At 71.9% G+C, this 22,577-nt stretch carries 22 protein-coding genes and 1 pseudogene; 6 read left to right on the top strand and 17 right to left on the bottom strand.

Annotated elements, in window-relative coordinates; all coding sequences use genetic code 11:
* Window positions 1-41: 41 nt before the first annotated feature.
* The 7 genes from fbaA to ACIHAR_RS26765 form a co-directional block, all read right to left on the bottom strand.
* Entirely contained in the window at window positions 42-1,073 is a 1,032-nt protein-coding gene (fbaA, locus tag ACIHAR_RS26795; RefSeq protein WP_365468659.1) for a class II fructose-bisphosphate aldolase, read from the bottom strand.
* 157 nt (window positions 1,074-1,230) lie between these two features.
* The gene (gene pyrE, locus ACIHAR_RS26790) at window positions 1,231-1,803 is read right to left on the bottom strand and encodes an orotate phosphoribosyltransferase (protein ID WP_400022303.1); all 573 of its coding nucleotides are present in this window, start codon (window positions 1,801-1,803) and stop codon (window positions 1,231-1,233) included.
* Window positions 1,804-1,813: 10 nt separating this feature from the next.
* Window positions 1,814-2,602 (bottom strand): aldose 1-epimerase, encoded by a 789-nt coding sequence (locus tag ACIHAR_RS26785; RefSeq protein WP_365468653.1) that lies wholly within the window; start codon window positions 2,600-2,602, stop codon window positions 1,814-1,816.
* Between the two features lie 38 nt (window positions 2,603-2,640).
* Window positions 2,641-3,570, bottom strand: a complete 930-nt coding sequence (locus ACIHAR_RS26780; RefSeq protein ID WP_400022302.1) for an SRPBCC family protein — start codon at window positions 3,568-3,570, stop codon at window positions 2,641-2,643.
* A gap of 91 nt (window positions 3,571-3,661) precedes the next feature.
* On the bottom strand, window positions 3,662-5,251 hold the full coding sequence (locus ACIHAR_RS26775) for a polyamine aminopropyltransferase (RefSeq protein WP_365468647.1): 1,590 nt from the start codon (window positions 5,249-5,251) through the stop codon (window positions 3,662-3,664).
* Between the two features lie 120 nt (window positions 5,252-5,371).
* Window positions 5,372-5,890 (bottom strand): DUF2617 family protein, encoded by a 519-nt coding sequence (locus tag ACIHAR_RS26770; protein ID WP_365468644.1) that lies wholly within the window; start codon window positions 5,888-5,890, stop codon window positions 5,372-5,374.
* A gap of 373 nt (window positions 5,891-6,263) precedes the next feature.
* A complete protein-coding gene (locus ACIHAR_RS26765) occupies window positions 6,264-6,536 on the bottom strand; it encodes a hypothetical protein (protein ID WP_365468641.1) in 273 nt (90 codons plus the stop codon).
* A 141-nt stretch (window positions 6,537-6,677) separates the two neighbouring features.
* Between ACIHAR_RS26765 and ACIHAR_RS26760 the strand changes: the two genes are divergently transcribed.
* On the top strand, window positions 6,678-7,874 hold the full coding sequence (locus ACIHAR_RS26760) for a pyridoxal phosphate-dependent aminotransferase (protein WP_365468638.1): 1,197 nt from the start codon (window positions 6,678-6,680) through the stop codon (window positions 7,872-7,874).
* Window positions 7,875-8,033: 159 nt separating this feature from the next.
* Here the strand turns inward: ACIHAR_RS26760 and ACIHAR_RS26755 are convergent, their stop codons facing one another.
* The 3 genes from ACIHAR_RS26755 to ACIHAR_RS26745 all read right to left on the bottom strand — a co-directional run bounded on the left by ACIHAR_RS26755 (window position 8,034) and on the right by ACIHAR_RS26745 (window position 10,895).
* Window positions 8,034-9,395 (bottom strand): hypothetical protein, encoded by a 1,362-nt coding sequence (locus ACIHAR_RS26755; protein ID WP_400022301.1) that lies wholly within the window; start codon window positions 9,393-9,395, stop codon window positions 8,034-8,036.
* Window positions 9,352-10,128: a hypothetical protein gene (locus tag ACIHAR_RS26750; RefSeq protein WP_400022300.1), complete on the bottom strand. Its 777-nt coding sequence runs from the start codon at window positions 10,126-10,128 to the stop codon at window positions 9,352-9,354. Before ACIHAR_RS26750 ends, ACIHAR_RS26755 begins: the two co-directional genes overlap by 44 nt.
* Window positions 10,129-10,340: 212 nt before the next feature.
* A complete protein-coding gene (locus ACIHAR_RS26745; RefSeq protein ID WP_365468632.1) occupies window positions 10,341-10,895 on the bottom strand; it encodes a Uma2 family endonuclease in 555 nt (184 codons plus the stop codon).
* A gap of 128 nt (window positions 10,896-11,023) precedes the next feature.
* On the opposite strand from ACIHAR_RS26745, the pseudogene ACIHAR_RS26740 reads away from it, so the two are divergent.
* Window positions 11,024-11,461 (top strand): annotated as a pseudogene (locus ACIHAR_RS26740) (aminotransferase class I/II-fold pyridoxal phosphate-dependent enzyme); the annotation flags it as partial.
* Between the two features lie 256 nt (window positions 11,462-11,717).
* On the opposite strand, the gene ACIHAR_RS26735 reads toward ACIHAR_RS26740, so the two are convergent.
* The gene (locus ACIHAR_RS26735) at window positions 11,718-12,251 is read right to left on the bottom strand and encodes a YbjN domain-containing protein (protein ID WP_365468629.1); all 534 of its coding nucleotides are present in this window, start codon (window positions 12,249-12,251) and stop codon (window positions 11,718-11,720) included.
* A 404-nt stretch (window positions 12,252-12,655) separates the two neighbouring features.
* Here ACIHAR_RS26735 and ACIHAR_RS26730 point away from each other — a divergent pair, with 404 nt between their 5' ends.
* The gene (locus ACIHAR_RS26730) at window positions 12,656-12,928 is read left to right on the top strand and encodes a hypothetical protein (protein ID WP_400022299.1); all 273 of its coding nucleotides are present in this window, start codon (window positions 12,656-12,658) and stop codon (window positions 12,926-12,928) included.
* Window positions 12,929-12,996: 68 nt separating this feature from the next.
* Here ACIHAR_RS26730 and clpB read toward each other — a convergent pair whose 3' ends face one another.
* Window positions 12,997-15,612, bottom strand: coding sequence for an ATP-dependent chaperone ClpB (gene clpB / locus ACIHAR_RS26725; protein WP_400022298.1), 2,616 nt, complete (start codon window positions 15,610-15,612; stop codon window positions 12,997-12,999).
* Window positions 15,613-15,728: 116 nt separating this feature from the next.
* Between clpB and ACIHAR_RS26720 the strand changes: the two genes are divergently transcribed.
* Window positions 15,729-16,142 carry a TIGR03618 family F420-dependent PPOX class oxidoreductase gene (locus ACIHAR_RS26720; RefSeq protein ID WP_365468620.1) on the top strand — a complete coding sequence of 138 codons (414 nt, stop codon included), beginning with the start codon at window positions 15,729-15,731 and terminating at the stop codon, window positions 16,140-16,142.
* Between the two features lie 272 nt (window positions 16,143-16,414).
* Here ACIHAR_RS26720 and ACIHAR_RS26715 read toward each other — a convergent pair whose 3' ends face one another.
* Window positions 16,415-16,753, bottom strand: coding sequence for a hypothetical protein (locus ACIHAR_RS26715; protein WP_388751711.1), 339 nt, complete (start codon window positions 16,751-16,753; stop codon window positions 16,415-16,417).
* 5 nt (window positions 16,754-16,758) lie between these two features.
* The gene (locus ACIHAR_RS26710) at window positions 16,759-16,920 is read right to left on the bottom strand and encodes a hypothetical protein (protein ID WP_365468686.1); all 162 of its coding nucleotides are present in this window, start codon (window positions 16,918-16,920) and stop codon (window positions 16,759-16,761) included.
* A gap of 128 nt (window positions 16,921-17,048) precedes the next feature.
* Here ACIHAR_RS26710 and ACIHAR_RS26705 point away from each other — a divergent pair, with 128 nt between their 5' ends.
* Window positions 17,049-18,062 carry a helix-turn-helix transcriptional regulator gene (locus ACIHAR_RS26705; RefSeq protein ID WP_365468614.1) on the top strand — a complete coding sequence of 338 codons (1,014 nt, stop codon included), beginning with the start codon at window positions 17,049-17,051 and terminating at the stop codon, window positions 18,060-18,062.
* A gap of 21 nt (window positions 18,063-18,083) precedes the next feature.
* On the top strand, window positions 18,084-19,067 hold the full coding sequence (locus tag ACIHAR_RS26700; protein WP_365468611.1) for a helix-turn-helix transcriptional regulator: 984 nt from the start codon (window positions 18,084-18,086) through the stop codon (window positions 19,065-19,067).
* On the opposite strand, the gene ACIHAR_RS26695 is transcribed toward ACIHAR_RS26700, so the two are convergent.
* The 3 genes from ACIHAR_RS26695 to ACIHAR_RS26685 all read right to left on the bottom strand — a co-directional run bounded on the left by ACIHAR_RS26695 (window position 19,030) and on the right by ACIHAR_RS26685 (window position 22,386).
* The gene (locus ACIHAR_RS26695) at window positions 19,030-20,064 is read right to left on the bottom strand and encodes a LuxR C-terminal-related transcriptional regulator (protein ID WP_400022297.1); all 1,035 of its coding nucleotides are present in this window, start codon (window positions 20,062-20,064) and stop codon (window positions 19,030-19,032) included. The two genes, ACIHAR_RS26700 and ACIHAR_RS26695, sit on opposite strands and share 38 nt — an antisense overlap.
* 233 nt (window positions 20,065-20,297) lie before the next feature.
* Entirely contained in the window at window positions 20,298-20,804 is a 507-nt protein-coding gene (locus tag ACIHAR_RS26690) for a GNAT family N-acetyltransferase (RefSeq protein ID WP_388751705.1), read from the bottom strand.
* 469 nt (window positions 20,805-21,273) lie between these two features.
* Window positions 21,274-22,386: a substrate-binding domain-containing protein gene (locus ACIHAR_RS26685; RefSeq protein WP_365468602.1), complete on the bottom strand. Its 1,113-nt coding sequence runs from the start codon at window positions 22,384-22,386 to the stop codon at window positions 21,274-21,276.
* Between the last annotated feature and the right edge of the window lie 191 nt (window positions 22,387-22,577).

Here is a 22,577-nt window from a genome sequence, read left to right as displayed (position 1 = left end):
TCGCCGCGAACCGCGGGCGACGCGCCGCCCGCGGGAAGGCGCTACTTGATCTTCGTGCCGGCCGAGCGCAGGTTCTGCGTGGCCTCGACGACACGCGCGGCCATGCTCGCCTCGGCCAGCTTGCCCCAGGTCCGCGGGTCGTAGGTCTTCTTGGAGCCGACCTCGCCGTCGACCTTGAGGACGCCGTCGTAGTTCTTGAACATGTGGTCGGCGACGGGACGCGTGAAGGCGTACTGCGTGTCCGTGTCGATGTTCATCTTGACGACGCCGTTCTCCAGCGCGGTCGCGATCTCCTCCTCCGTGGAGCCGGAGCCGCCGTGGAAGACGAAGTCGAACGGCTGCGAGCCGGCCGGCTTGCCGTACTTGGCGGCGACGCCCTCGTTGAGCTCCTTCAGCAGCTCGGGACGGAGGACGACGTTGCCCGGCTTGTACACGCCGTGGACGTTGCCGAAGGACGCGGCCAGCAGGTAGCGGCCCTTCTCGCCCAGGCCGAGGGCCTCGGCGGTGCGGACGGCGTCGTCGACGGTCGTGTACAGGGAGTCGTTGATCTCGTGGGAGACGCCGTCCTCCTCGCCGCCGGTCGGGGTGATCTCGACCTCGAGGATGATCTTCGCGGCGGCGGCGCGGGCGAGCAGCTCCTGCGCGATCTCCAGGTTGTCGGCGAGGGTCTCCGCCGAGCCGTCCCACATGTGGGACTGGAACAGCGGGTTGCGGCCGGCCTTGACGCGCTCCTCGGAGATCGCGAGCAGCGGACGGACGTACCCGTCGAGCTTGTCCTTCGGGCAGTGGTCGGTGTGCAGGGCGACGGTGACCGGGTACTTCTCGGCGACGATGTGCGCGAACTCCGCGAGGGCGACCGCGCCCGTCACCATGTCCTTGCTGTACTGGCCGCCCAGGAACTCGGCGCCACCCGTGGAGATCTGGATGATGCCGTCGCTCTCCGCCTCCGCGAAGCCGCGCAGAGCCGCGTGCAGGGTCTGGGTCGAGGTGACGTTGATGGCCGGGTAGGCGAACTTGCCTGCCTTCGCCCGGTCGAGCATCTCGTTGTAGACCTCGGGGGTTGCGATGGGCATTCGTCCGCTCCTTGAGTGTGCGGGTTGGCGTACTGCGTGATTACGGCCCTGACCTAGACCTTGGGTGCGACGTCATCGTCGTCCCCATCTTTCCAGAGATGCGCGGATGGTCCATGCCTGATCCGCGCCGGGGTCAAGTCCAGGTCAAACGGGCCGGTCAGTCCAGACCCAGTTCATCCTTCGAGAAGGCGAACAGGTACGGCACACCCGCACCCTCCTGGATCTTCTCGGCGGCGCCGGTCGCCCGGTCCACGATGGTCGCGACGGCGACGACCTCGGCGCCCGCCTCGCGCACCGCCTCCACGGCGGTCAGCGGCGAACCGCCGGTGGTGGAGGTGTCCTCGACGACCAGGACGCGGCGGCCCGCGATGTCCGGCCCCTCGACCCGCCGCTGCAGCCCGTGGGCCTTCGCCGCCTTGCGCACGACGAAAACGTCCAGCTTCCGGCCGCGCGCCGCTGCGGCGTGCAGCATGCTCGCGGCGACCGGGTCGGCGCCCATGGTCAGCCCGCCCACGGCGTCGAAGTCCAGCTCCGCGGTCAGATCCAGCAGCACCTGGCCGACCAGCGGGGCGGCCTCGCCGTCGAGGGTGATGCGGCGCAGGTCGACGTAGTAGTCGGCCTCCAGACCCGACGACAGGGTCACCTTGCCGTGCACCACGGCCTTGTCCTTGATCTGCTGCAGCAGCGCGCCGCGTGTGCCCTGCGGCGATACTTCGTTGACGTCCGTCATGCCGACCAGCTTAGAGGCGGCTCCAGCGCCAGGTGGTGGTGGCCTCCAGCGGCTCCAGGGGCGTGACCAGGCGCGGGAGGGTGTTGAGGCCGTCGGGCGGGCCGGTCTGCGGCTCCACGCACACGGCCGCCTCCTGCTCGTCGTAGACGACGACCCACTCCTCGGGGCTCGTCACCTTCAGCTCCAGCCGCCCCGGCCAGGTGAGGGTCACGTCGACCCCGCCGGGCATGCCGAAGCAGTCGTCCCAGGGCCCCGGCTTCGGCTCGACGCGGTTGCCGGTCGGCAGGTGGTCGTCGCCGCGCTCCTCCTGCCAGGCCGGGTCGAAGGCGAGCCGCACGTCCGCGCCGCCGAGCGTGCGGTTGAACCACGGGTGCCAGCCGATCTGCGCCGGGTACGACGAGCCGTACGTCTCCACCGCCATGCTGAGCGTCAGGGCGTCCTCGCTCAGCGCGACGATCTGCGTGACCCGTCCGGGGTAGGGCCAGGGCTCCACCAGGTCGTACGTCAGGACCGCCTCGTCCGCCGAGCTGCGGGCCACCCGCCAGGCGCCGTCGCGGACGGTGCCGTGGATGGCGTGCGGCGGGGCGTTGAGGGGCATCTGGTGGACGGTCGCCCCGTCCCGGAAGCGGCCGTCCCGGATCCGCCCGCACCAGGGGACCATGGGGAAGCAGCCGAACCGTTCACCCTGCCGCAGCAGCTCCACACCGCCGACGCGCAGCCCTCCGACCCGTCCGCCGTTGCCGGGCTGCACGGTCACCTCCGCGTCGCCCGCGGTCAGCGTGATGTCTTCGTCGCTCACGGGACGACCCTACCGAGGCGATCAAGAGGACGTCGGGTTCACCGGCGGCGCCGCAGCGCCCGGCCCACCACGATCACCGACGCGACCACCAGCGCGGCCGCCGGGCCCGCCCAGCGCAGGGTGCTGCTCGGGGCGACGGTCTGCGGGGCCGGGACCGGCGCGTAGCGGCCGCGGGGCGGGGCGTGGTCGACCTCCTCCGCGCTGCGCCCGATCATGGTGCGGCGGGCGTGCGCGGCCTCGGCGGGGGGTTCCGCGGAGGGGAAGTCGTCGACGTCCTCCACGTCGACGTCCTCCATGTCGACGTCCTCCATGTCGACGTCCTCCGACACGTCCACGTCGCCCGGCACGTCGAGGTCCTCGTCCGCCTCCATGGCGTCGTCCCTGTGCTCGACGTCGCCGAGGTCGTCGGGCCCCGGCGGGGGGACCTCGGCCTCGTGGACGGTGGGGGGCTCCTCGACGGGGACCGCGGGCTCCGCCGCCCCCGCCCGCGCGGCCTCTTCCCCGGCCGCCTCCGCCGTCGCCCCTGCGCCCGCCGCTGTACCTGCGCCTGCCCCTGCGCCCAGGTTCTCCGCGAAACGGTTCAGCAGCCGTACGACCGCCCCGTCCACCGCGTCCGCCGGCAGTTCCGTGATCCGGCCGTCCGCCGGCGCCGAGCCCTCGAAGCCGAGCGTCGTGCCGCCGTCGGCCGCGGTGAGCCGCACGGTGAGCGCGAGCTTGACCGACCCCGTCCCCCGCGCCTCGGCCGCGTCGCCCTCCACGGCGTACGTGCCGTCCTCGCGGGGGGTGACACGCAGGGTGCCCCGGTAGGTGATGGTGTGGCCGCCGACGCGCACCTTCAGCCGCCCCGCGACGGGTTCGCTGCCGGCGTCCTGCTGGAGTCCGGGGACCGCCCGGGCCACCTGCGCGGGTTCGGCGAGGGCCGCCCGCAACCGCTCGACGGGAACCGGAACGAACACCTCATGCTCCATGAGAGCGGAGCCTACCCAGGGCCTGCGGAAAAGCACCCGCCGAAACCTGGATTGGTTCCGCCTCGGCGCCCTCGCGCGTACCCTTCCGCCCTCAGTAGCGCGGATGGACCAGCGTCGACGCCCGCACCCCCGCCACCGGCGGCCCCAGCGGCCGTTCCCCGTGGTCCAGGGTCAGGGCCGGCCGGGTCGCCGTGCCGGCGAGGACGAAGCCCCAGTCGCGACGGGTGCGGGAGGCGTCGTCGGTGGCGTCGAGGCCCGTGGTGGGGTCCGGGTCGCGGCCGTCGATCCGGTAGGAGGCCGTGTGCAGACCCGCCGCGCGCATCGTCGTCTCGACCGTCCAGAAGACGCGGGGGCGGGAGGCCACCGGACCGGCGTGGACGGCCAGCCGGCCGCCGGGGCGCAGGGCGCGGCGGGCCAGGCCGTAGAACTCCTGGGAGTACAGCTTCGTGCTGGCGGTGATGCCGGGGTCGGGCAGGTCGGCGATCACCACGTCGTAGCTGCCGGGTGGGGTCCCGCGCAGCAGGCCGAAGGCGTCGGCGACGGTGACGTGGACGCGGGGGTCGTCGTAGGCGTGGCCGTTGAGGCGGGACAGGGGCGGGTCGGTGCCGGCCAGGTGGATCAGGTCCCGGTCGAGGTCGACGACGTCGACGTGGTGGGCGCCCGGGTGGGTGAGGACCTCGCGGGCGGCCAGTCCGTCGCCCCCGCCGAGGATCAGGACCCGGGTGTGGGGGCCGTTCATCGCGGGGTGGACCAGGGCCTTGTGGTAGCGGCGCTCGTCCTGGCCGCCGCCGCGGAGCCGGCCGTCGAGGTAGAGCCCGAGGGGGCGGCCGTGGGTGCCGCCGGTGAGGACGACCTCCTGCACGGCGGTCCGCAGGGCCACGCGGACGTCGTCGCCGTACACCGCGTCGCGGGCGGCCCGCTCGAAGTCGTCGACGAGGACGGCCGCGGAGGCGAGGACGCCGAGCGCGGTGACGGTGGCGCACAGCAGGAGCCAGCGGGCCCGGCGGGTGAGGTCGCGGCGGAACAGGCCCAGGACCAGGGCGCCTCCCGCGATCACGTTGACCGCGCCGGTCAGCAGGGAGCTGGTCAGCTGCCCGAAGAACGGCAGCAGGAGGAACGGGAACGCCAGGCCGCCGACGAGCGCGCCGACGTAGTCGGCGGCGAACAGGTCGGCGACCGCGCCACCCGCGTCCTGGCGGCGGATGCGCTGGATCAGCTCCATCAGCAGCGGGACCTCGGCCCCGATGAGCAGGCCGATGGCGAGGGAGAAGGCGACCAGCAGGACCCGGGGGCCGCTCGCCCACAGCCCGCCCCAGTCGCCCGTCCAGGCGAACACCGCGTACAGCACCAGCGCGCTGCAGCCGCCCACCAGCGCGAGGGCCACCTCGACGGCGGCGAAGCCGGCCGCGGCGAGACGGCACAGCCGTTTGGCGACGAGGGAGCCGATGCCCATCGCGAAGACCATGACGGAGAGCACGACGGAGGCCTGGGTGACCGAGTCGCCCATCAAGTACGAGGCGAGGGCGACGAGTTCGAGTTCGTACACCAGTCCGCAGGCCGCGCAGACGAAGACGCACGCGAGGACCAGCAGCCGCCCGGTGTCCGGCGGGACGGGGAGCCGCGCGGGGCCGCGCCGGAGGGGTGGGGCACCGGGCGGGGCGGGGGCGTGCGGCTCGATCACGACTGCGACGTTACGTCACGAGTGTGGGACGCTTCGTCACCCACACGTGTGGAAATCGCCTGGGTCGGGGCGTCGCAGGTTTGGGCGGGGATCACCGGGTGCCGCGCCGCACGGGCCGGCTCACCGGGCCGGCACCCCCCGTGCGCCCACCCGCGTTCTCGTCGCCACCAACTGCCCGTCCTGCGGATACGCGTGCCAGGTACGCCAGTGCACGTGCCCCTCGTGGCGCTGGGCGAGGAGGGCGGTGAAGGCGTGCGGGCTGCCGGGGAAGACGCCGGCGAGGCCGTGGGGATGCTCCGAGACGAGGGCCAGCAGTTCCTGGGCGCGACCCGCGAACTGACCGGGTGTCAGCACCTCGACACGGGCCGCGAACTCGTACTCCCACTCGCCCACCCGCTTGGCCACGCCGAGCGGGAGCGGTGTGCTGCTGCCGGGGATGCAGGCGACCGTCTCGGAACACGTGCCCCGCTCCTCCTCCAGCAGGACCTGGTGCGACGCACCGAGCAGTCGCAACTGGAGCTTGGCACCGGACAGTTCGAGATCGAGTGTGGCCAGGGCGGGCAGCGGCTCACGCCCCAGGGCCCAGGCGAGGTCGGCCGCGCGCGTGTCGGTGTACGAGGTGTTCAGGGTCGTGAGCATGACTCGGCTCCGCTAAAACGCAAGAAGAGGAAAGGTCCGGCGCACCCCGGTCGTCACCCGGGGGGTCGGGCCCGCGGCCCGGTCTGGGGAAGAACGTCCGCGCGGGACGTGCGAGGGGCTGCGTTGGTGACTTAGAGGGAATCATGAACAGTGGCGCCGCCACAGCCTTTTTACCCAACTTCGTAGGGTTTCCATCCCTCAGAGGGCTCCACAGCTCAACTGTTCAACCGTGGCGTGCGCCGTGCGTCCCGGCTGCACCTCCGCGCGCCCCCGCCTCATGCCCCCGTCCATGGTGCGACCGCGGGGCGCCCCTGGTCAGGGGCGGGCCCCGCGGTCCGGACGCGGCTCCCCCGGGGAGCTCAGCTGCCCCGTGTCAGCTGCCTCCGCCGCATCCGCCGCCTCCTCCCCCGCAGGACGAGCCGCCGCCCCCGCAGGAGTGCCCGCCCGAGGACGAGCCGGTGTCCCCGCCGCCGGCCCACCAGCTGCTGCTGCCGCTGTCGCTGCGGCGGCTGCCGGAGCCACTCGACCGGCCGGCCCGGTACGTCCCCCCGTGCCGCGTGGTGCTGCCGCTCCTGCGTGCGGCGCCGATGACGACCGCCACCACGACGAAGAGCGCGATCACCGCCAGGATGATGCCGAATGCCATGGCGTCACCCTCCTTTCGAATCCCCCGAAGCGGCCCCCCGTGGGCGCCTCGCGCAACCGAGCGGTCGGTGCGTGACCGGGGGATGCCCGCCCGCCACGGCCGCCAAAGCGCACTTGAGGAAGTCCAGAGCTTCGGCGCAGGATGACCGGCATGACCTCCACCGCACGTCCCTTCCTCAACCGCCGGCTCACCGCTTTCGGGACGACGATCTTCGCCGAGATGTCCGCCCTGGCGGTGCGGACCGGGTCCATCAACCTCGGCCAGGGTTTCCCCGACACGGACGGGCCCGAGGAGGTCCGGGAGGCGGCCGTGCGGGCGCTGCGGGACGGGCGCGGCAACCAGTACCCGCCGGGTACGGGCGTCCCCGAGCTGCGTACGGCGGTCGCGGAGCATCAGCGCCGCCGCTACGGCCTGTCGTTCGACCCGGACACGGAGGTGCTGGTCACGGCGGGCGCCACGGAGGCCATCGCGGCCTCGCTGCTGGCGCTGCTGGAGCCGGGGGACGAGGTGGTCGCCCTGGAGCCGTACTACGACTCCTACGCGGCCTGCATCGCGATGGCGGGCGGCACGCGCGTGCCGGTGACCCTGCGGCCGGACCCCGGGGAGGCCCGCTTCCGGCTGGACCTGGACGAGCTGCGGGACGCGGTCACCGACCGCACCCGGCTGCTGCTGATCAACACCCCCCACAACCCGACCGGCACGGTCCTCACCCGTGCGGAGCTGACCGCGATCGCCGAGCTGGCGGTGGAGCGGGACCTGCTGGTCGTCACCGACGAGGTGTACGAGCACCTGGTGTTCGACGAGGCCGAGCACGTGCCGCTGGCGACCCTGCCGGGGATGCGGGAGCGGACGGTGACGATCGGGAGCGCCGGCAAGACGTTCTCGTTCACCGGCTGGAAGGTCGGCTGGGTGACGGCGGCGCCGGGGCTGGTGACGGCGGTGCGGGCGGCGAAGCAGTTCCTGACGTACGTCTCGTCCGGTCCGTTCCAGTACGCGGTCGCCGAGGCGCTCGCCCTGCCCGAGGCCTACTTCGAGGCCTTCCGCGCGGACATGCTGGCCAAGCGGGACCTGCTGGCGGCGGGGCTGGCGGAGGCGGGTTTCGCGGTCTACCGGCCGGCCGGCACCTACTTCGTCACCACCGACATCCGGCCCCTCGGCGAGAGCGACGGCTTCGCCTTCTGCCGCTCGCTGCCGGAGCGGGCGGGCGTGGTGGCCATCCCGAACGCCGTGTTCTACGACCACCGCGAGGCGGGCGCGCCGTTCGTACGGTTCGCGTTCTGCAAGCGGGAAAAGGTCCTCCGGGAGGCGGCGGAGCGGTTGCGGGGCCTCGCGTCCTGAACTCGCGCCAGCTTCGGACTCGTTCGAAGCATGCTTCCTCGTCGGCGAGAGCGGCGACGGTTCGTGGGAGTTTCGGCGAGTCTGCGCGCACTGCGGCGCCGTCGGCGGCGTGGGCGCCGCTGGTCGAGCGTCTGCGGCACTGGACGGTGTCGCCGCTGGTCAGCGGCGCCGCTTGCCGCCGCTCCTGTCGGCAGGGCGCACGCGCTTGCGGGCGCGGCCGAGACGGGCGGCGGGTGCGCGCAGCGCCCGGGCCGCAAGCTGCCTGAGCTCCTCCAGACCGGCCTGGTCAGGGTGCCTGGAGTCCAACGCGGCGGCGATCGCGTCCCTGGCCTGGGGGCCCTGGGCGCGCAGCGCCTCCACAGCGCTGCCTGAGCCGCCCGCCAGCTCCACGAGTTGGAGCAGGTTCTCGGCGAGCACCAGCAGCTGCTCGGCATCGGCCATGTCCTCGGGAGAAAGCAGCTCATGCTGCGCCAGCGCGTTCAGCGCCAGCGGCGCCAGCTGGGGGTCGCGACGCAGCGTGCGCAGCAGCCGCTCGCCCTCACCGTCCGGCAACGCCGTCAGCAGCACACCGAGCATCGCCTGCGCACGCGTACGGAAAGCCATGGTCCTTACAGCGTCGGTCAGTTCCCGCAGTGCGTCCGCCCGCTCGCCGCGAGCCGTGATCCAGCCGGCCAGCTCCGCCTGGGCGGCATCCGGGGGGTACTCCTCGGCCAGCACGCCCAGCAGGCCGGCCGCCGGGGCCTGGACCAGTTCACCGATCAGCGGTGCGTCGCGTCCGACCGCCAGCAGCCGCTGCCGTACGGCCCGGGTACCGAGCTCGGTGAGACGGATGAGTTCGACCGGCCCGGCGGTCAGCTCCTCACGCCGGGCATCGGCACGCTCCCGCGCCGCCGGATCCGGCGCCGCCCCCGCGGCACCCAGCAGCTCCGCGACCTCCGGCGGCATGTCCGCGAGCAACTCCGGTCCGGCATCGGACAGGTCGACGTCGATGAAGACCGGATCAGCCATCCCACGGTCACGCTCGATCGCGCCCAGGTCGTCCAGCAGGTCGAGCACCGTGCGCAGGTCCCGGTCGGCGTGCTCGAACCACATCCGGTGCTGGAGGTCCGACCCGCCGTCGAGTTGGAAGGAGGTCCGATAGGCCAGGGGTACTGTGTCGCGCAGCCGCGGCCAGGGCATCGGATACGGCAGGCTGTAAAGCGTGTTCAGCACATCATCCAGGACGTCCTCGTAGACATCGAAGAGCATCGACTCGACGTGCCAGCCGCTGCGCGCCCCGATCAGAGCCTGCCGCAACTCGAAGCACGCGTCGAAGGCGCGCAGCCACAACTGGAGCGGGCCGGCCAGCACCGGCCGAGCCTTGGCCACCGCGTACAAACGCCACTTGACCACCCGGACCAGCCGAGCCCTCTTCGCCCACTCCACCAGCAGTCCCAGCCGCGGCAGGTCAGCCGAAGAGCGCACCCCGCCGGTCCTGTCACCGGTGCCGAGCAGGTCCGCCAACGCGCGGGCATCTGCCATCCGCAGCCGCCCCGCCGCCGTCACGGGGCGGCCGTCCCCGCCCCGCCCACTCGGCGATACCGCGCAACTGCGTTACCGTCGTCGACGCCCCGGCCCGCCGACGCAGTTCGTCGTCCTCAGGAAGCGCCACGGGCAGCTGAGGCTCGGCCCGAGCCGAACCGGACAGCGCGCGGCCGGTCAGCCGCCGTTCCATCATCGCGTCGAGAGTCTGCTGATCGTAGGCGACCTCTCCGAGCCGCGCCCGCTCCGCGAAGCGCTGCAACGATGCCCCGTCAAGGACGTCTACGCCCTGCTCGGCGGCCGTCATCGCCCAGAACTTCGCCAAACCCCAGCGAGTGCGGTCGGTCATCGCCGCCGGATGCTGTTCCGCGACCCTGTCGACCACGGCAAGGGACTCCTGGAGGGAGGGGCCGCGCGGGTCCGCCAACTGCGCGGCGTGCAGATAGCGCAACAGCGTGCGCACCGTGCCTGGGGCGTCGCCATGTTCCTCCCCAGGAAGCTCGGTGATCTGCTGGGGCAACCAGGAGAGCAGCAGCTCCTCCACATGGCGCGACTCCCACAGGCCCAGTCGGCCGTCGGCAGTCGCCCGGTGCCGGTAGTCCAGCACCGTCTCGGCCGTGAACCCGTCCACCGACAGCCCCTGCTCCCCGGCCCACTGGACGAGGCGGTCGATGAGCATCCCGCACGCTGCCTCGAACTCTTCCTCGGCCTCGGGATCGAACCGCATCCGCATGAAATCCGCCCCACCTGCCCGCAGCACTCCTTGCCGTGCCACGCTACCGTCGCACCGCGGCGGCGACTCGGCCGAGGGCGAGTGGCCCGCTGCCTCAGGGCGGTACGTGGGCGGTCACCCTCGCCGACCACGGCGAGTCGCGCCCGACCCGGAACGACCACGTTCGACGACGAGGGCGGTGCCAAGGGCACCGCCACACCGGGAGTCTTTCGTCAACGGGCGTCCGCCTCGGGCTCCGGACGCGGAAGCTCGTCGAGGTCGAGGGTGAAGGTGCGGCCGTCGGCCAGCGGGATGGGGAGCTTGCCCGTGCCGTACTTGTGGGTGTGCGCCGCGATGTAACCGGTGCCGGTCGGCTGGGTGTGGAGGACGACTTCCTGGGCGTAGGGGTCCACCACCAGGTAGATCGGGATGCCGTAGCGGCCGTACTTCGCGGTGCAGTCGTCGTAGTCCTTGCGTGCGGAGGAGGTCGAGACGACCTCGGAGATCAGCAGGACGTCCTCGAAGCTGTAGCGCTTGCCCTCCCGGCGGGCGTCCTCGCGAAGGATCGCCAGATCGGGGGCGGAGTTCTCGTCGGCGGGGAAGTCGATGTAGACGTCGGAGACGGTCTTCGCATGGCGTCCGAGGGACACGATCGTGTCGTACTGCATCGACTTGATCGTGCTGGAGTGCTCGAAGCTCTGCGGAGTCATGATCACCTTTCCGTCGGCTCCGAACAGGACCGTGTATCCCTTGGGGAACTCGGTGTGCACGATCGCGTCGACGCTCATGGACGGCTCCTTCCCGTGTGTGGTCAGGATACGGCGGGACAGCGCCCTGTCACCGAGCCCGGCGGTACGGCTGTGAGCTCGGTCCGGACAGGTCGCCGGGGGCACGCGAATAGGTGTATGAACGCGGAGTCGGCTGGGTGACGGCGGCGCCGGGGCTGGTGACGGCGGTGCGGGCGGCGAAGCAGTTCCTGACGTACGTCTCGTCCGGTCCGTTCCAGTACGCGGTCGCCGAGGCGCTCGCCCTGCCCGAGGCCTACTTCGAGGCCTTCCGCGCGGACATGCTGGCCAAGCGGGACCTGCTGGCGGCGGGGCTGGCGGAGGCGGGTTTCGCGGTCTACCGGCCGGCCGGCACGTACTTCGTCACCACCGACATCCGGCCCCTCGGCGAGACCGACGGCTTCGCCTTCTGCCGCTCGCTGCCGGAGCGGGCGGGCGTGGTGGCCATCCCGAACGCCGTGTTCTACGACCACCGCGAGGCGGGCGCGCCGTTCGTGCGATGCGCGTTCTGCAAGCAGGTGAGTGTGCTGGAGGAGGCGGTGAAGCGGCTCAAGGCGTCGGCGGCGTAGCCGACGCGGCCCGCGGCCGGCACGGCGGCGGAGCGGCCGAGTTCCGACAGGGTGTGGGGGTTTCCACAGGCTGTGGACGGACGCTCCCGACTCGCACCGCGCGCCGGCGGTCGCCGGTCGCGGGTCACACGGCGAGAGCCCGGCCCGGGCACACGACCGTGGCGGTCGCGGCCCGGGCCGGGCTCCCTTTCGCGTACGGGGCGTCTCCGGCCGCGCTCCGGGGTGGAGCCCGTCGGCACGCCGGTGCAGCGAGGTGTTACGCGTCGTCGCCCTCGTCGGGCTCCTCCGCGTCGTTGACCTCCTTCTCCAGGCCCAGCTGCTCCACGAGCCACTTGTCGAACTCGATGGCGGCGCGGACCCAGCTCACCGTCGAGGAGACGAAGAGCTCGATGTTCACCCCGGCGCCGATCAGCATCTGCGCCTCGCCGATGAGGCGGACGGTGCCGTCGTCGTGGGTGTGGGTGTAGACCTTGGGCCACAGGGTGCGGCGGTTCCAGTCGTCGACGGACTCCAGCAGCTGCGCCTTGTCGTCGATCTGGTGGGGCCGGTCGTAGAAGGTCCGTACCGAGTAGACCGCCTGGTCGCCCTCGCCGCGGAACATGAAGTACGTACGGAATTCCTCCCACGGCGCCGCGAGGTCGCCCTCGTCGTCGACGACGTACTTCAGCTCCATCTGGTCGAGGAGCTGCTTCACGAGGTCCTGATCCGGAACGACGGGGCCCGCCGGTCCCTGGGGCTGCGGCTCGGGCTGGCCCCCGAAGTTCGGAATCGAGGACGGGTCGATGCTCACCGTGATTTTCCCTTCGTACGGATCCCGCCATCCTCCCCCATGCGGGGAGGGGGGTGGCAAGCCCCGCCGGGGCCTGTCAGCCGTCGGCTGACATGATCCAGCCGGTCGGTGGCGGTCGGGTGCACGGGACGGGGACACGATGGCACGGTTGCGGGGCGGTACGGCGAAGGAACCCGCACACCCGGCACGGACCCGGTGGGCCCTGGTGGCGGCGGTCGCCGCGGTGCCCGTGCTGCTGCTGATCTGGCTGGTCACGGCGGTGGTGCGGTTCTCGGCCCCGGACGACACGCTCGGCCGGGGGCCGCGCGGGGTGCCGTGCGCGCGGGCGCTGGAGTTCGGCGCGGCGAGGCCGCCGGCCCGGGCGCACGACACGCGGTGCACCGTGCAGTCCTTCCAGGACAGGCTTGTACAGGGCCGAGTTCCGCATGCCCCGGACGGCGGTACGGGACTGGCTCGAACGCACCTGTCCGCAGGCCGGGGAGCCGAAGACGGAGTTCTGTGCACCGGAGTCGGCCGACCCGTGCCTGGGCGTGGGCTTCCTGGCGGAGGCCGGGGACTACGCGGGAGAGGTCCCGGATGCGGCTCAGCCCGGCTTCGGCGCGGCGGCCGCGCGGGTGAGCGTGGAGTACGAGGGCCCGGACACCGCGCTGGTGCGCTTCGAGGCCTTCGACATGTGAGCGGCGGCCCGCCCCGGGGTCCGGGACGGGCCGCCGCGTCGTTCCTGCCGTGCCGCCGCGGCGGGCGGCTACAGCGTCTTGCCCGTCACCTCCGCCTCGGCCGTCGCCGGTCCCACGATCAGACCGTCGCCGAAGGCGTCCACCCGGACGGTGTCGCCGTCCTTGACCTCGCCGGCCAGGATCTCCTTGGCGAGACGGTCGCCGATGGCCGTCTGGACCAGGCGGCGCAGCGGGCGGGCGCCGTAGGCCGGATCCATGCCCTCGTCGGCGAGCCAGGCCAGGGCCTCCTCGGTGACGTCCAGAGTGAGGCGCCGCTCGGCCAGCCGCTTGGCGAGGCGGTCGATCTGGAGGCGGGCGATCCGGCCCAGCTCGTCCTTCGTCAGGGCCGAGAAGACGACCAGGTCGTCGAGCCGGTTGAGGAACTCCGGCTTGAAGGAGGTCCGGACCACCTCCAGGACCTGCTCCTTCTTCTCCGCCTCGGTGGTGACCGGGTCGACCAGGAACTGGCTGCCCAGGTTCGAGGTCAGCACCAGGATCGTGTTGCGGAAGTCGACCGTACGGCCCTGGCCGTCGGTCAGCCGTCCGTCGTCGAGCACCTGGAGCAGGATGTCGAAGACCTCGGGGTGCGCCTTCTCCACCTCGTCGAGGAGGACCACGCTGTACGGCCGCCGCCGCACCGCCTCCGTCAGCTGGCCGCCCTCCTCGTAGCCCACGTATCCGGGCGGGGCGCCGACGAGCCGGGCGACGCTGTGCTTCTCGCTGTACTCGGACATGTCGATGCGGACCATGGCCCGCTCGTCGTCGAAGAGGAAGTCGGCGAGCGCCTTGGCGAGTTCCGTCTTGCCGACGCCGGTCGGGCCGAGGAAGAGGAAGGAGCCGGTCGGCCGGTCCGGGTCGGCGATCCCGGCGCGGCTGCGCCGTACGGCGTCGCTGACGGCCCGTACGGCCTCGCTCTGCCCGATGAGCCGCTTGCCCAGCTCGTCCTCCATGCGCAGGAGCTTCTGCGTCTCGCCCTCCAGCAGGCGCCCGGCCGGGATCCCGGTCCAGGAGGCGACGACGTCGGCGATGTCGTCGGATCCGACCTCCTCCTTGACCATGGTGTCCTTCGCGGCCTCCTCCTCGGCCTCGGACGCGGCCTCCAGGTCGCGCTCCAGGGCCGGGATCTCGCCGTACAGCAGCTTGCTGGCGGTGTCGAAGTCGCCGTCGCGCTGGGCCCGTTCGGCCTGGCCCCGCAGTTCGTCGAGCTTCTCCTTCAGCTCGCCGACCCGGTTGAGGGACTGCTTCTCCTTCTCCCAGCGGGCGTTGAGGCCGCGCAGCTCCTCCTCCTTGTCGGCGAGGTCGCGGCGCAGCTTCTCCAGGCGCTCCCGGGAGGCGACGTCGGTCTCCTTGTCGAGCGCCAGCTCCTCCATCTTCAACCGGTCGACGGCGCGCTGGAGTTCGTCGATCTCGACGGGGGACGAGTCGATCTCCATGCGCAGCCGGGAGGCGGCCTCGTCGACGAGGTCGATGGCCTTGTCGGGCAGGAAGCGGGAGGTGATGTACCGGTCGGACAGGGTCGCGGCGGCGACCAGTGCGCTGTCCGCGATCTGCACCTTGTGGTGGGCCTCGTACCGTCCCTTGAGCCCGCGCAGGATGGCGATGGTGTCCTCGACGGTCGGCTCGGCGACCAGCACCTGCTGGAAGCGCCGTTCGAGCGCCGGGTCCTTCTCGATCCGCTCCCGGTACTCGTCGAGGGTGGTGGCGCCGACCATGCGCAGTTCGCCGCGCGCCAGCATGGGCTTGAGCATGTTGCCGGCGTCCATGGCGGAGTCCCCGCCGGCACCGGCGCCCACCACCGTGTGCAGCTCGTCGATGAAGGTGATGATCTGCCCGTCGGAGTCCTTGATCTCCGCCAGGACGGTCTTCAGCCGCTCCTCGAACTCACCGCGGTACTTCGCGCCGGCGACCATCGCGCCCAGGTCGAGCGCGACCAGCCGCTTGTCCTTCAGCGACTCGGGCACGTCGCCCTTGACGATCCGCTGGGCGAGGCCCTCGACGACGGCGGTCTTGCCGACGCCCGGCTCGCCGATGAGGACGGGATTGTTCTTGGTGCGCCGGGACAGTACCTGCACGACGCGGCGGATCTCGGTGTCCCGTCCGATGACGGGGTCGAGCTTGCCGTCCCGGGCGGCGGCGGTGAAGTCCGTACCGAACTTCTCCAGCGCCTTGTACTGCCCCTCGGGGTCGGCGGTGGTCACCCGGCGCCCGCCGCGCGCCTTCTGGAAGGCCTCGGCCAGCTTCTTCGGGGTCGCCCCCTGACGGGTGAGCACCTCACCGGCCTGACCGCCCTTGGCGGCGATGCCGATGAGCAGGTGCTCGGTCGACAGGTACTCGTCCCCCAGGTCCCTGGCCCGCGCCTGCGCGTCGGCGATCACGGCGAGCAGCTCGCGGTTGGGCTGCGGCGGCGCGACGGTGGACCCGGTCACGCTGGGCAGCGAGCCGAGCACCTTCTCCGCGCCGGCCCGTACGGCGGCCTGGTCGGCGTCGACGGCGGCGAGCAGATCGACGATGTTCTCGTTGTCCTGCCCCTGGAGCAGCGCGAGGAGCAGGTGGGCTGGGGTGAGGTCGGGGTGTCCCTCGGACACGGCCCGGTTGCCGGCCGCCTGGATCGCGTCCCGGCTCCGGTTGGTCAGCTCGGCGTCCACGTCTGCTCTCTCCTCCTTGCGTCAGCCGTCAGCACTGACTCCGACAACGTACACAAAGTTGAGTCTATTCCACTCAAGGTCGAGTCGGGGAGTCCCGCACCGACTAAGTTCCGACCATGGCCGCATACCCCCAGAACCCGGGCGCCCCCGACGCGACGTACCTCGCCTTCTGGCGTGAACGGCACTTGTGCACCCTGACCACACCACGCCCTGACGGCTCTCCGCACGTCGTTCCCGTCGGGGTGACATACGACCCCGAGGCCCGGCTCGCTCGCGTGATCTCCGACAGGTCGAGCACGAAGGTGGCCAACGTGCTCGCGGCGGGCCCCGAGGGCGCCCGGGTGGCGGTCTGCCAGGTGGACGGCCGCCGCTGGGCCACGCTGGAGGGCCGTGCCGTCGTGCGCGCGGACCCGGACCGCGTCAGGGAAGCGGAACGCCGCTACGAGGAGCGCTACGGCCGGCCCCCACGCCCGAACCCCACCCGCGTGGTGATCGAGATCGGACTGACCCGCGCGATGGGCCGCGGCTGACCGGACGGCCGAACGCGCCCCCGACCGCACGCCACACCTCTGTCACCTGCCACCGGCCCGCGCGGACCACCCACCTGCGGGCCCGCACCCGCCTGACCGGATCCGCCTCCGTCTGTTTCCGGCCACGCCGAGGCCCTGCCCGTCACCGCACCGTCCGTGCCCGAACCCCGAGATATCCGCCAAAACTGCAGCGGCGTCACCGTGTTCAGGTCACGGTGACGCCGCTGCGGGGGGAAGCACCTGAGGCGATCTGTTACGACGGGGGAATCGCGTCAGGCACTGCGGGGGGTGGCTGAAATGGTGCTGGGTGCGGTCGGGGTCGCCGACTCCGCCAGTTGGTGGTCGCGCTGGTCGAGGTTCACGAAGATCATCCCGTATCGGATGGCACACCGAACCGGCTGTGGCGCCCCCCGGGGCCGCCTGAGACACCGGTAGGCCCGTACGTCTCCGTCCTCGTCCCGCGTGACGACCACCGGCTCTCCGAAGACGGTCACCATCAACGAGTCACCACTGTGGGGGATGGCGGTGACCAGGTCGATGAAGTGCCAGCCGGAGCGGTAGGCGGTGGCCATTTCACGGCGGAAGGAACGGTCGTCCGGTGGTGTGGTCATGCCGATCAGTCCCACCTGGTGTCGAAGGGGACGGCCGGCGTGTCCTCGATGGCGGCCGCGGCGACCACGGCCTGAGCACCACTCGTCCTGTGTGCGTCGCTCTTCGCTTCGGAGAGGCCGACCAGCGTTCCGACGGCCACAACGGCGGAGAAGGCGGCGACAAGCACCGAGCGAAGCATTCTCTTACGCATAGTCGGCTTCGTCCTCACTTGAAGGTCCCCTCTTCCCCCGTCGAGTAAGACGATGGCTCATTCAGGCACGTCATGGCCACACGATCGGTGCATCATGTTCCTGCATGTTCAGGACCCTGGGGGGTGGAGATTTGGCAACAAATGGGACTAAGGCGACACATCCCCATGCGGTGACCGAGCTGTGTGAGGAGGGAAGCCGCCTCTATGCGAACGCCCTTCGCACAGGTCGCATCCAACGGGCCGATGTCGAGCCTGCTCCCTGCCTGATGGAGTTCGCCCTCCTCCACCCCGACCCGGACGACGCGAACTGGCTGCGCCCGGTTCCCCCGTCCGTCGCCCTGGCCCAGCGGCTGCACCCCATCGAACGCGAGATCACCGACAACCGCCGGCTGTCCATCGCGCTCACCGAGGTCTTCGAGCCCTTCATGGCCCTCAGCGCCCAGGAGACCGCCCCCACCCACTCGATCACGGTGCTGGAGGGCCTCGACCGCATCAACGCGGCGCTCGACCTCGCGACCTCCCAGTGCCGTACCGAGGTCCTCGCGGTCCAGCCGGGCGGCCGCCGCAGCCCCGAGAACCGGCTCCTGGAAGCGCTGGAGCGCGACAGGCCGCTGATCGAACGCGGCGTGCGCATCCGCACCCTCTACCAGCACACCGCCCGCTACAGCCCCGACCGGCTGGCCTACGTGGACCAGTTCACCGACGGCAAGGTCGAGTACCGCACCATCGACGAACTCGTCGAGCGCCTCATCATCTGCGACGAGGCCGTCGCCTTCATCCCCGTCCGCGACGACCGGCAGGTCGCCCTGGAGCTGCGCCACCCCGGCCTCGTCCGCTACCTGATCAAGGTCTTCGAGTTCATGTGGAACCGCGCGGTGCCCCTGACAGCGGGCACCCCCTACGAGGCCGACCCGGACGGCATCACCGACATCCAGCACTCCATCGCCAAGCTCCTCGTCGAGGGCCACGTCGACGAGGCCATCGCCCGCCGCCTCGGCATGAACGTCCGCACCTGCCGGGCCCACATCGCCAAGCTCGCCACCGCCCTCGGCAGCGGCAGCCGGGCCCAACTCGGTTATCTCATCGCCCAGTCCGGAATCCTGGAACGGGAGCACTGACCACCGAGGAGAGGGCCACGCGTGACTGCGGCAGCGCACGACCACCCACCCGAGGAGCCCTGCGAGGAGGCTCTGGAGCTCTATGCGCGCGCCCTGCGGTCGGGCCATGTCCCGGCCGCGGAGGCGGAGGCGTACCCCTGCCTGGTCGACAGCGGACTCCTGCGGCCGCACCCCCGCGACCCGCACCGGCTGGGCCCCCTGGCCCCCGCCGTCGCCCTGCCCCGTCTGCTGCGCACCGTCGCCGAGGACATCGCCCGCCGGCGCCGGCAGGAGGCCCGGCTGGCCGAGGCCTTCGAACCGCTTCTCGCGCTCGCCGTGCCGAGCGCCCACCCCGCGGACGCCGCCGAACTCCGCCTGCTGAGCGGCCTCGACCGGATCAACCAGGTCATCACACGCACCATCGCGGAAGCCTCCGAGGAGATGCTCGCCGTCCAGCCCAGGGGCCGGAACCCCGGCGAGTTCTCGCGGCCGCACGCCGAGGCCGTGGCCCGCGACCAGTCCTTCCTGGACCGGGGCGGCCGGATCAGAACGCTCTACAACCACACCACCCGCCACGCTCCCGCGGTCCTGGCGCGGTACGAGCGGCTCGAGGGCGACGTGGAGGCCCGCACCCTGGACGAGATCACCGAGCGCCTCCTCGTCCTCGACCGCGCGGTGGCCTTCATCCCCGCCAACCGGGACCGCACGGTCGCCCTGGAGATCCGCCACCCCGCTCTGCTGGACTACCTCACCACCGCCTTCGACCGCCTCTGGCGCCTGGCCACGCCGATGTACCCGGAGACCGTCCCCCAGCCCAGCCTCAACGGCATCACCCCCCGCCAGCGCGCGATCGCCGCCCTGCTCGTGGAGGGACACACCGACACCGTCATCGCCGACCGGCTCGGCATGAACGTCCGCACCGCCCGCGTCCACATCGCCAAACTGGCCGCCACCCTCGGCAGCGCGAGCCGCGCCCAACTCGGCTACCTCATCGGACGGTCGGGGATCCTCGATCCGGAAGGATGACCGGAGCGGCCACCCCCGGCAGGGGCCCGTCCAGGCCCACCTGGGCGATCCGCACCCCCAGCTGCGTACGGCTCGCCGCGCCCAGCGTCTCCGACAGCCGGGCGATGTGCGCCCGGCAGGTACGGACGCTGATCCCCAGACGTTCCGCGATCACCGCGTCCTGGTGGCCCTCCGCCAGCAGTGCCGCGATGGACTGCTCCCGGTGCGAGATGCCCTCGATACGGGTGTCGGGGAGCGGCGCGGTCAGCGGGATCGCGAGCCGCCACAGGCGTTCGAAGACGGTGGCCAGGTAGGCGATCAGGGCCGGGTGCCGCAGTTCCAGCGCCATCGTGCGGTCGGCGTTCGCGGGGATGAAGGCGACCGTGCGGTCGAAGAGGATCAGCCGGTCGATGACCTCGTCCAGGGTCCGCGCCTCGACCGCGGTGCCCATCAGCTCCAGGTAGTTGAGCAGGCCCTGCCCGTGCCGGGCCACGTGGTTGTACAGGTCCCGCATGCGCACGCCCCGCCCGCGCAGCGCCAGCGCCCGGTGCAGCCCCTCGGACAGTTCGTGCTCGCGCCGGATGCCGCCGGGCTGGACCGTCAGCACCTCCGTGGTGCACGCCTCGGTCGCCTGGTCCAGGGCCGCCTGGATGCGGGAGGCGCCGTCCAGGACGCGGATCGCCGCCCCCTCCCCGGCCGTCGGCACCCGCGCGGGGCCCAGGCCGGAGTACCACTCGAAGGCGGCCACCGCCGAGCCCATGCGCCGCTGGCTCGCGCTGACCTCGTCGTACAGCCCGCGCAGCAGCCGGGTCATGACCTCCTGCGGGGAGGTCGGCACCAGCCAGTCCATGTCGTCGGGGTCCGGATGGAGCAGGGCGAGCTCCAGCAGGCAGGGCACCGGCTCGGCGTCCTTGCGCCGCACACGGCCCCGCCGTACGGCCCGGGAATACACGCGATCCCCGGCCTCGCACAGTCGGTCAGCACCGTGAGGATGCTCCTCCGCCCCGTGCCCGGCCATCGCCCATCCCACCCCCGCTGTCCGCCTCTTCCGCAGCGCAACTATGCGCGGCCCCGGACCGGGTCCGCAACACGGCTCCGTCCGCCGGCGCCTCGGAAAACCACCTGTTCGTACGGGTATCTCCCGGCCTCCGCCGCCCGCACTGCAACAAGCTGGGGGGTCACCGGCCCGGCCGGACCGGTCCCGGCCCTCCCCGGGGGCCGGGCGTGCGTCGGGACGCCCCCTGAGCCCCGTTACAGGTCGAGGGTCCAGGTCTGGCCGACGAGGTCGTGGCCGAAACTGTGGTGGGGCTCCTCGTCGGTGAGCGTGAAACCGGCGCCCTGGTAGATCCTGCGGGCGGACGCCAGCACGTCGTTGGTCCACAGCGTGACCCGCCGGTAGCCGGCCGCGCGGGCGAAGGCCAGGCACTCCTCGACGAGGCGGGTGCCGAGGCCGAGCCCCCGGGCCGCCGGGGTGACGAGCAGGATGCGCAGCCGGGCCACGCCCGGTTCGTCGCCGGCGACGAGGAAGACGCAGCCCACGCGCTCACCGTCGGCCTCGGCGATCCAGGCCGCCTCCCGGGCCGGGTCGTGCCCGGTGGCGTAGTCGGCGACGATCCTGGCCACCAGGGCCTCGAAGTCGGTGTTCCAGCCGAACTGCCGGTGGTAGGCCTCGCCGTGCGCCATCACGACCCACCCCAGGTCGCCGGGCCGGCCGGCGCGCCGCACGACGACCCTCGGCTGCTGGTCCTGCTGCGGCATGGCTGCCCTCCCGGTCCCTTCGGCCACCACGTCCGGTCGCCACTGGAGCGACCGTTTCCGTGACCTTAGGACAGCTCCGTGTCCCGGGAAGCGACACACCCGTCCGCCCGGCAGGTCGAGCCGCCGGCGGCCGCCCGCCGGTACGCGCTCACCCACGGCCCGGCGACCCTCGCCGCGCCCGCCCGCCTCCGCCGTCGGCTCCGGCGTGCGGGACCGGCCCGACGTCCTCGCGTCCTGTCAGCCGTTGCCCGCGAGGGACGGCGAGGACGGGCGCCGTCCGCCGCACGCCGCCCTGGCGGCGCTCCGGGGCGCCCTGCTCGACCTCCTGGCCGCCGACGACGGGCCCCGCGGTCAACCGCCGTCGTCCGCCACCGGCTCGCCCTGCTGGGCGGCGCAGAGACGTGACCGGTGAGCCGACGCACGAGAGGGGGGCACGCGCGGCGCGTGCCCCCCTCTCGTCGTCACCGGATCAGTTGAGCTTGATGGCCCGGCAGGCGGCCTCGTACTTCGCGGTGCAGATGTCGGACACCTCGTAGATGCCGTCCGCGACGACGGTGCTCTTGATGTTGCTCTTCTGCAGCGCCACCACGGTGACCAACTGCGCCGGGATGTCCTTGTGAGTAGGGCTGTCCACCCTGTCCCGGGTGAGGGCGTCGAACTGGATGTCGCGGCCCTGGACCTTGGCGACGGCCATCTCCGCGGCGGCCTCCGCCATCTGCGGGTAGGGCTTGTACACGCTCATGAACTGCTCGCCGCTGACGATCCGCTGCACCCCGGCCAGCTCAGCGTCCTGGCCCGTGATCGGGGGCAGGTCGTCGCCGCTGACACCCGCCGCCTTCAGGGCCTTGATGATGCCGCCGGCCATGGCGTCGTTGGCGGAGTAGACGGCCGCGATGTTGCTCTTGCCGATCTTGTCGATCGCCTCGGCCATGTGGCTCTCGGCGACCTCCGGGCTCCACGCCTTGGTGTCGTAGGACGCTGCGATCGTCACCCGGCCGCTGAGCTCGGACAGCGCGCCGTCCTTGAACTGCTTGGCGTTCGGGTCGGTGGGCGAGCCGTTGATCATGACGATCTTGTCGGAGGTGTCGGCCGCTCCCAGGGCCTCCACCAGGGTGCGGCCCTGCACCTCGCCGACCAGCTCGTTGTCGAAGGAGACGTACGCGTCGATCGGGCCCTGGGCCAGCCGGTCGTACGCGATGACGGGGATGCCCGCGTCCTTGGCCTTCTGGACCGTGTCCGCGATGGCCTCGGCGTCGACGGCGTCCAGCAGGATGATGTCGACCTTCTCGTCGATCATCCGCTCCATCTGGCTCACCTGGGTGTCCGGGTCCGCGGCCGCGTTGGCGTACTCGGTCTTGCCCTTGTTCTGGGTGAGGGAGGCGATCTTCGCCTTGATGATCGGGTAGTCGAACTGCTCGTACCGGGTGTTCGTCTTCTCCGGCATCAGCACGCCCACGGTGATGTCGTTGCCCTTGGTCGGTGTCGCCTCGCCGGCCTCCTCCGTCGCGCTCAGCATCCCGCAGCCGGCGAGCGAGAGGGACAGCGTGGATGCGGCCACGGCCATGGCGATACGACGGCGCATTCGAGGGCTCACTTCAGGTGCGTTTCGGACATGGGTGCGACATGGTGACCCAGGTGTCTGAAAAGCCAACGCGTCGGTGACCACCGACGTCAAGCCGACCTACTTAACGAAGTAACAACATCACACTCCGCTTAGCACGTGAAGACGCATGGAGACGAGGCGGAGGCCTCTCCCGCCCCTCTTTACGGGCC

Origin of the sequence: Streptomyces sp. NPDC052016 (assembly GCF_044548445.1) — a bacterium.
Taxonomy (GTDB): domain Bacteria; phylum Actinomycetota; class Actinomycetes; order Streptomycetales; family Streptomycetaceae; genus Streptomyces.
This window is presented reverse-complemented; position numbering and strand designations above follow the sequence as displayed.

Bases quoted from the DNA above. Each gene is read 5' to 3' on its own strand.
- ACIHAR_RS26690 (WP_388751705.1), bottom strand. From the start codon at position 20,804: ATGCCGCAGCAGGACCAGCAGCCGAGGGTCGTCGTGCGGCGCGCCGGC.
- ACIHAR_RS26715 (WP_388751711.1), bottom strand. From the start codon at position 16,753: ATGACCACACCACCGGACGACCGTTCCTTCCGCCGTGAAATGGCCACC.
- ACIHAR_RS26720 (WP_365468620.1), top strand. From the start codon at position 15,729: ATGGCCGCATACCCCCAGAACCCGGGCGCCCCCGACGCGACGTACCTC.
- ACIHAR_RS26780 (WP_400022302.1), bottom strand. From the start codon at position 3,570: ATGGAGCATGAGGTGTTCGTTCCGGTTCCCGTCGAGCGGTTGCGGGCG.
- ACIHAR_RS26770 (WP_365468644.1), bottom strand. From the start codon at position 5,890: ATGCTCACGACCCTGAACACCTCGTACACCGACACGCGCGCGGCCGAC.
- ACIHAR_RS26695 (WP_400022297.1), bottom strand. From the start codon at position 20,064: ATGGCCGGGCACGGGGCGGAGGAGCATCCTCACGGTGCTGACCGACTG.
- pyrE (WP_400022303.1), bottom strand. From the start codon at position 1,803: ATGACGGACGTCAACGAAGTATCGCCGCAGGGCACACGCGGCGCGCTG.
- ACIHAR_RS26760 (WP_365468638.1), top strand. From the start codon at position 6,678: ATGACCGGCATGACCTCCACCGCACGTCCCTTCCTCAACCGCCGGCTC.
- ACIHAR_RS26705 (WP_365468614.1), top strand. From the start codon at position 17,049: ATGTTCAGGACCCTGGGGGGTGGAGATTTGGCAACAAATGGGACTAAG.
- ACIHAR_RS26750 (WP_400022300.1), bottom strand. From the start codon at position 10,128: ATGCGGATGCGGTTCGATCCCGAGGCCGAGGAAGAGTTCGAGGCAGCG.
- ACIHAR_RS26755 (WP_400022301.1), bottom strand. From the start codon at position 9,395: ATGGCAGATGCCCGCGCGTTGGCGGACCTGCTCGGCACCGGTGACAGG.
- ACIHAR_RS26685 (WP_365468602.1), bottom strand. From the start codon at position 22,386: ATGCGCCGTCGTATCGCCATGGCCGTGGCCGCATCCACGCTGTCCCTC.
- ACIHAR_RS26745 (WP_365468632.1), bottom strand. From the start codon at position 10,895: ATGAGCGTCGACGCGATCGTGCACACCGAGTTCCCCAAGGGATACACG.
- ACIHAR_RS26765 (WP_365468641.1), bottom strand. From the start codon at position 6,536: ATGGCATTCGGCATCATCCTGGCGGTGATCGCGCTCTTCGTCGTGGTG.
- fbaA (WP_365468659.1), bottom strand. From the start codon at position 1,073: ATGCCCATCGCAACCCCCGAGGTCTACAACGAGATGCTCGACCGGGCG.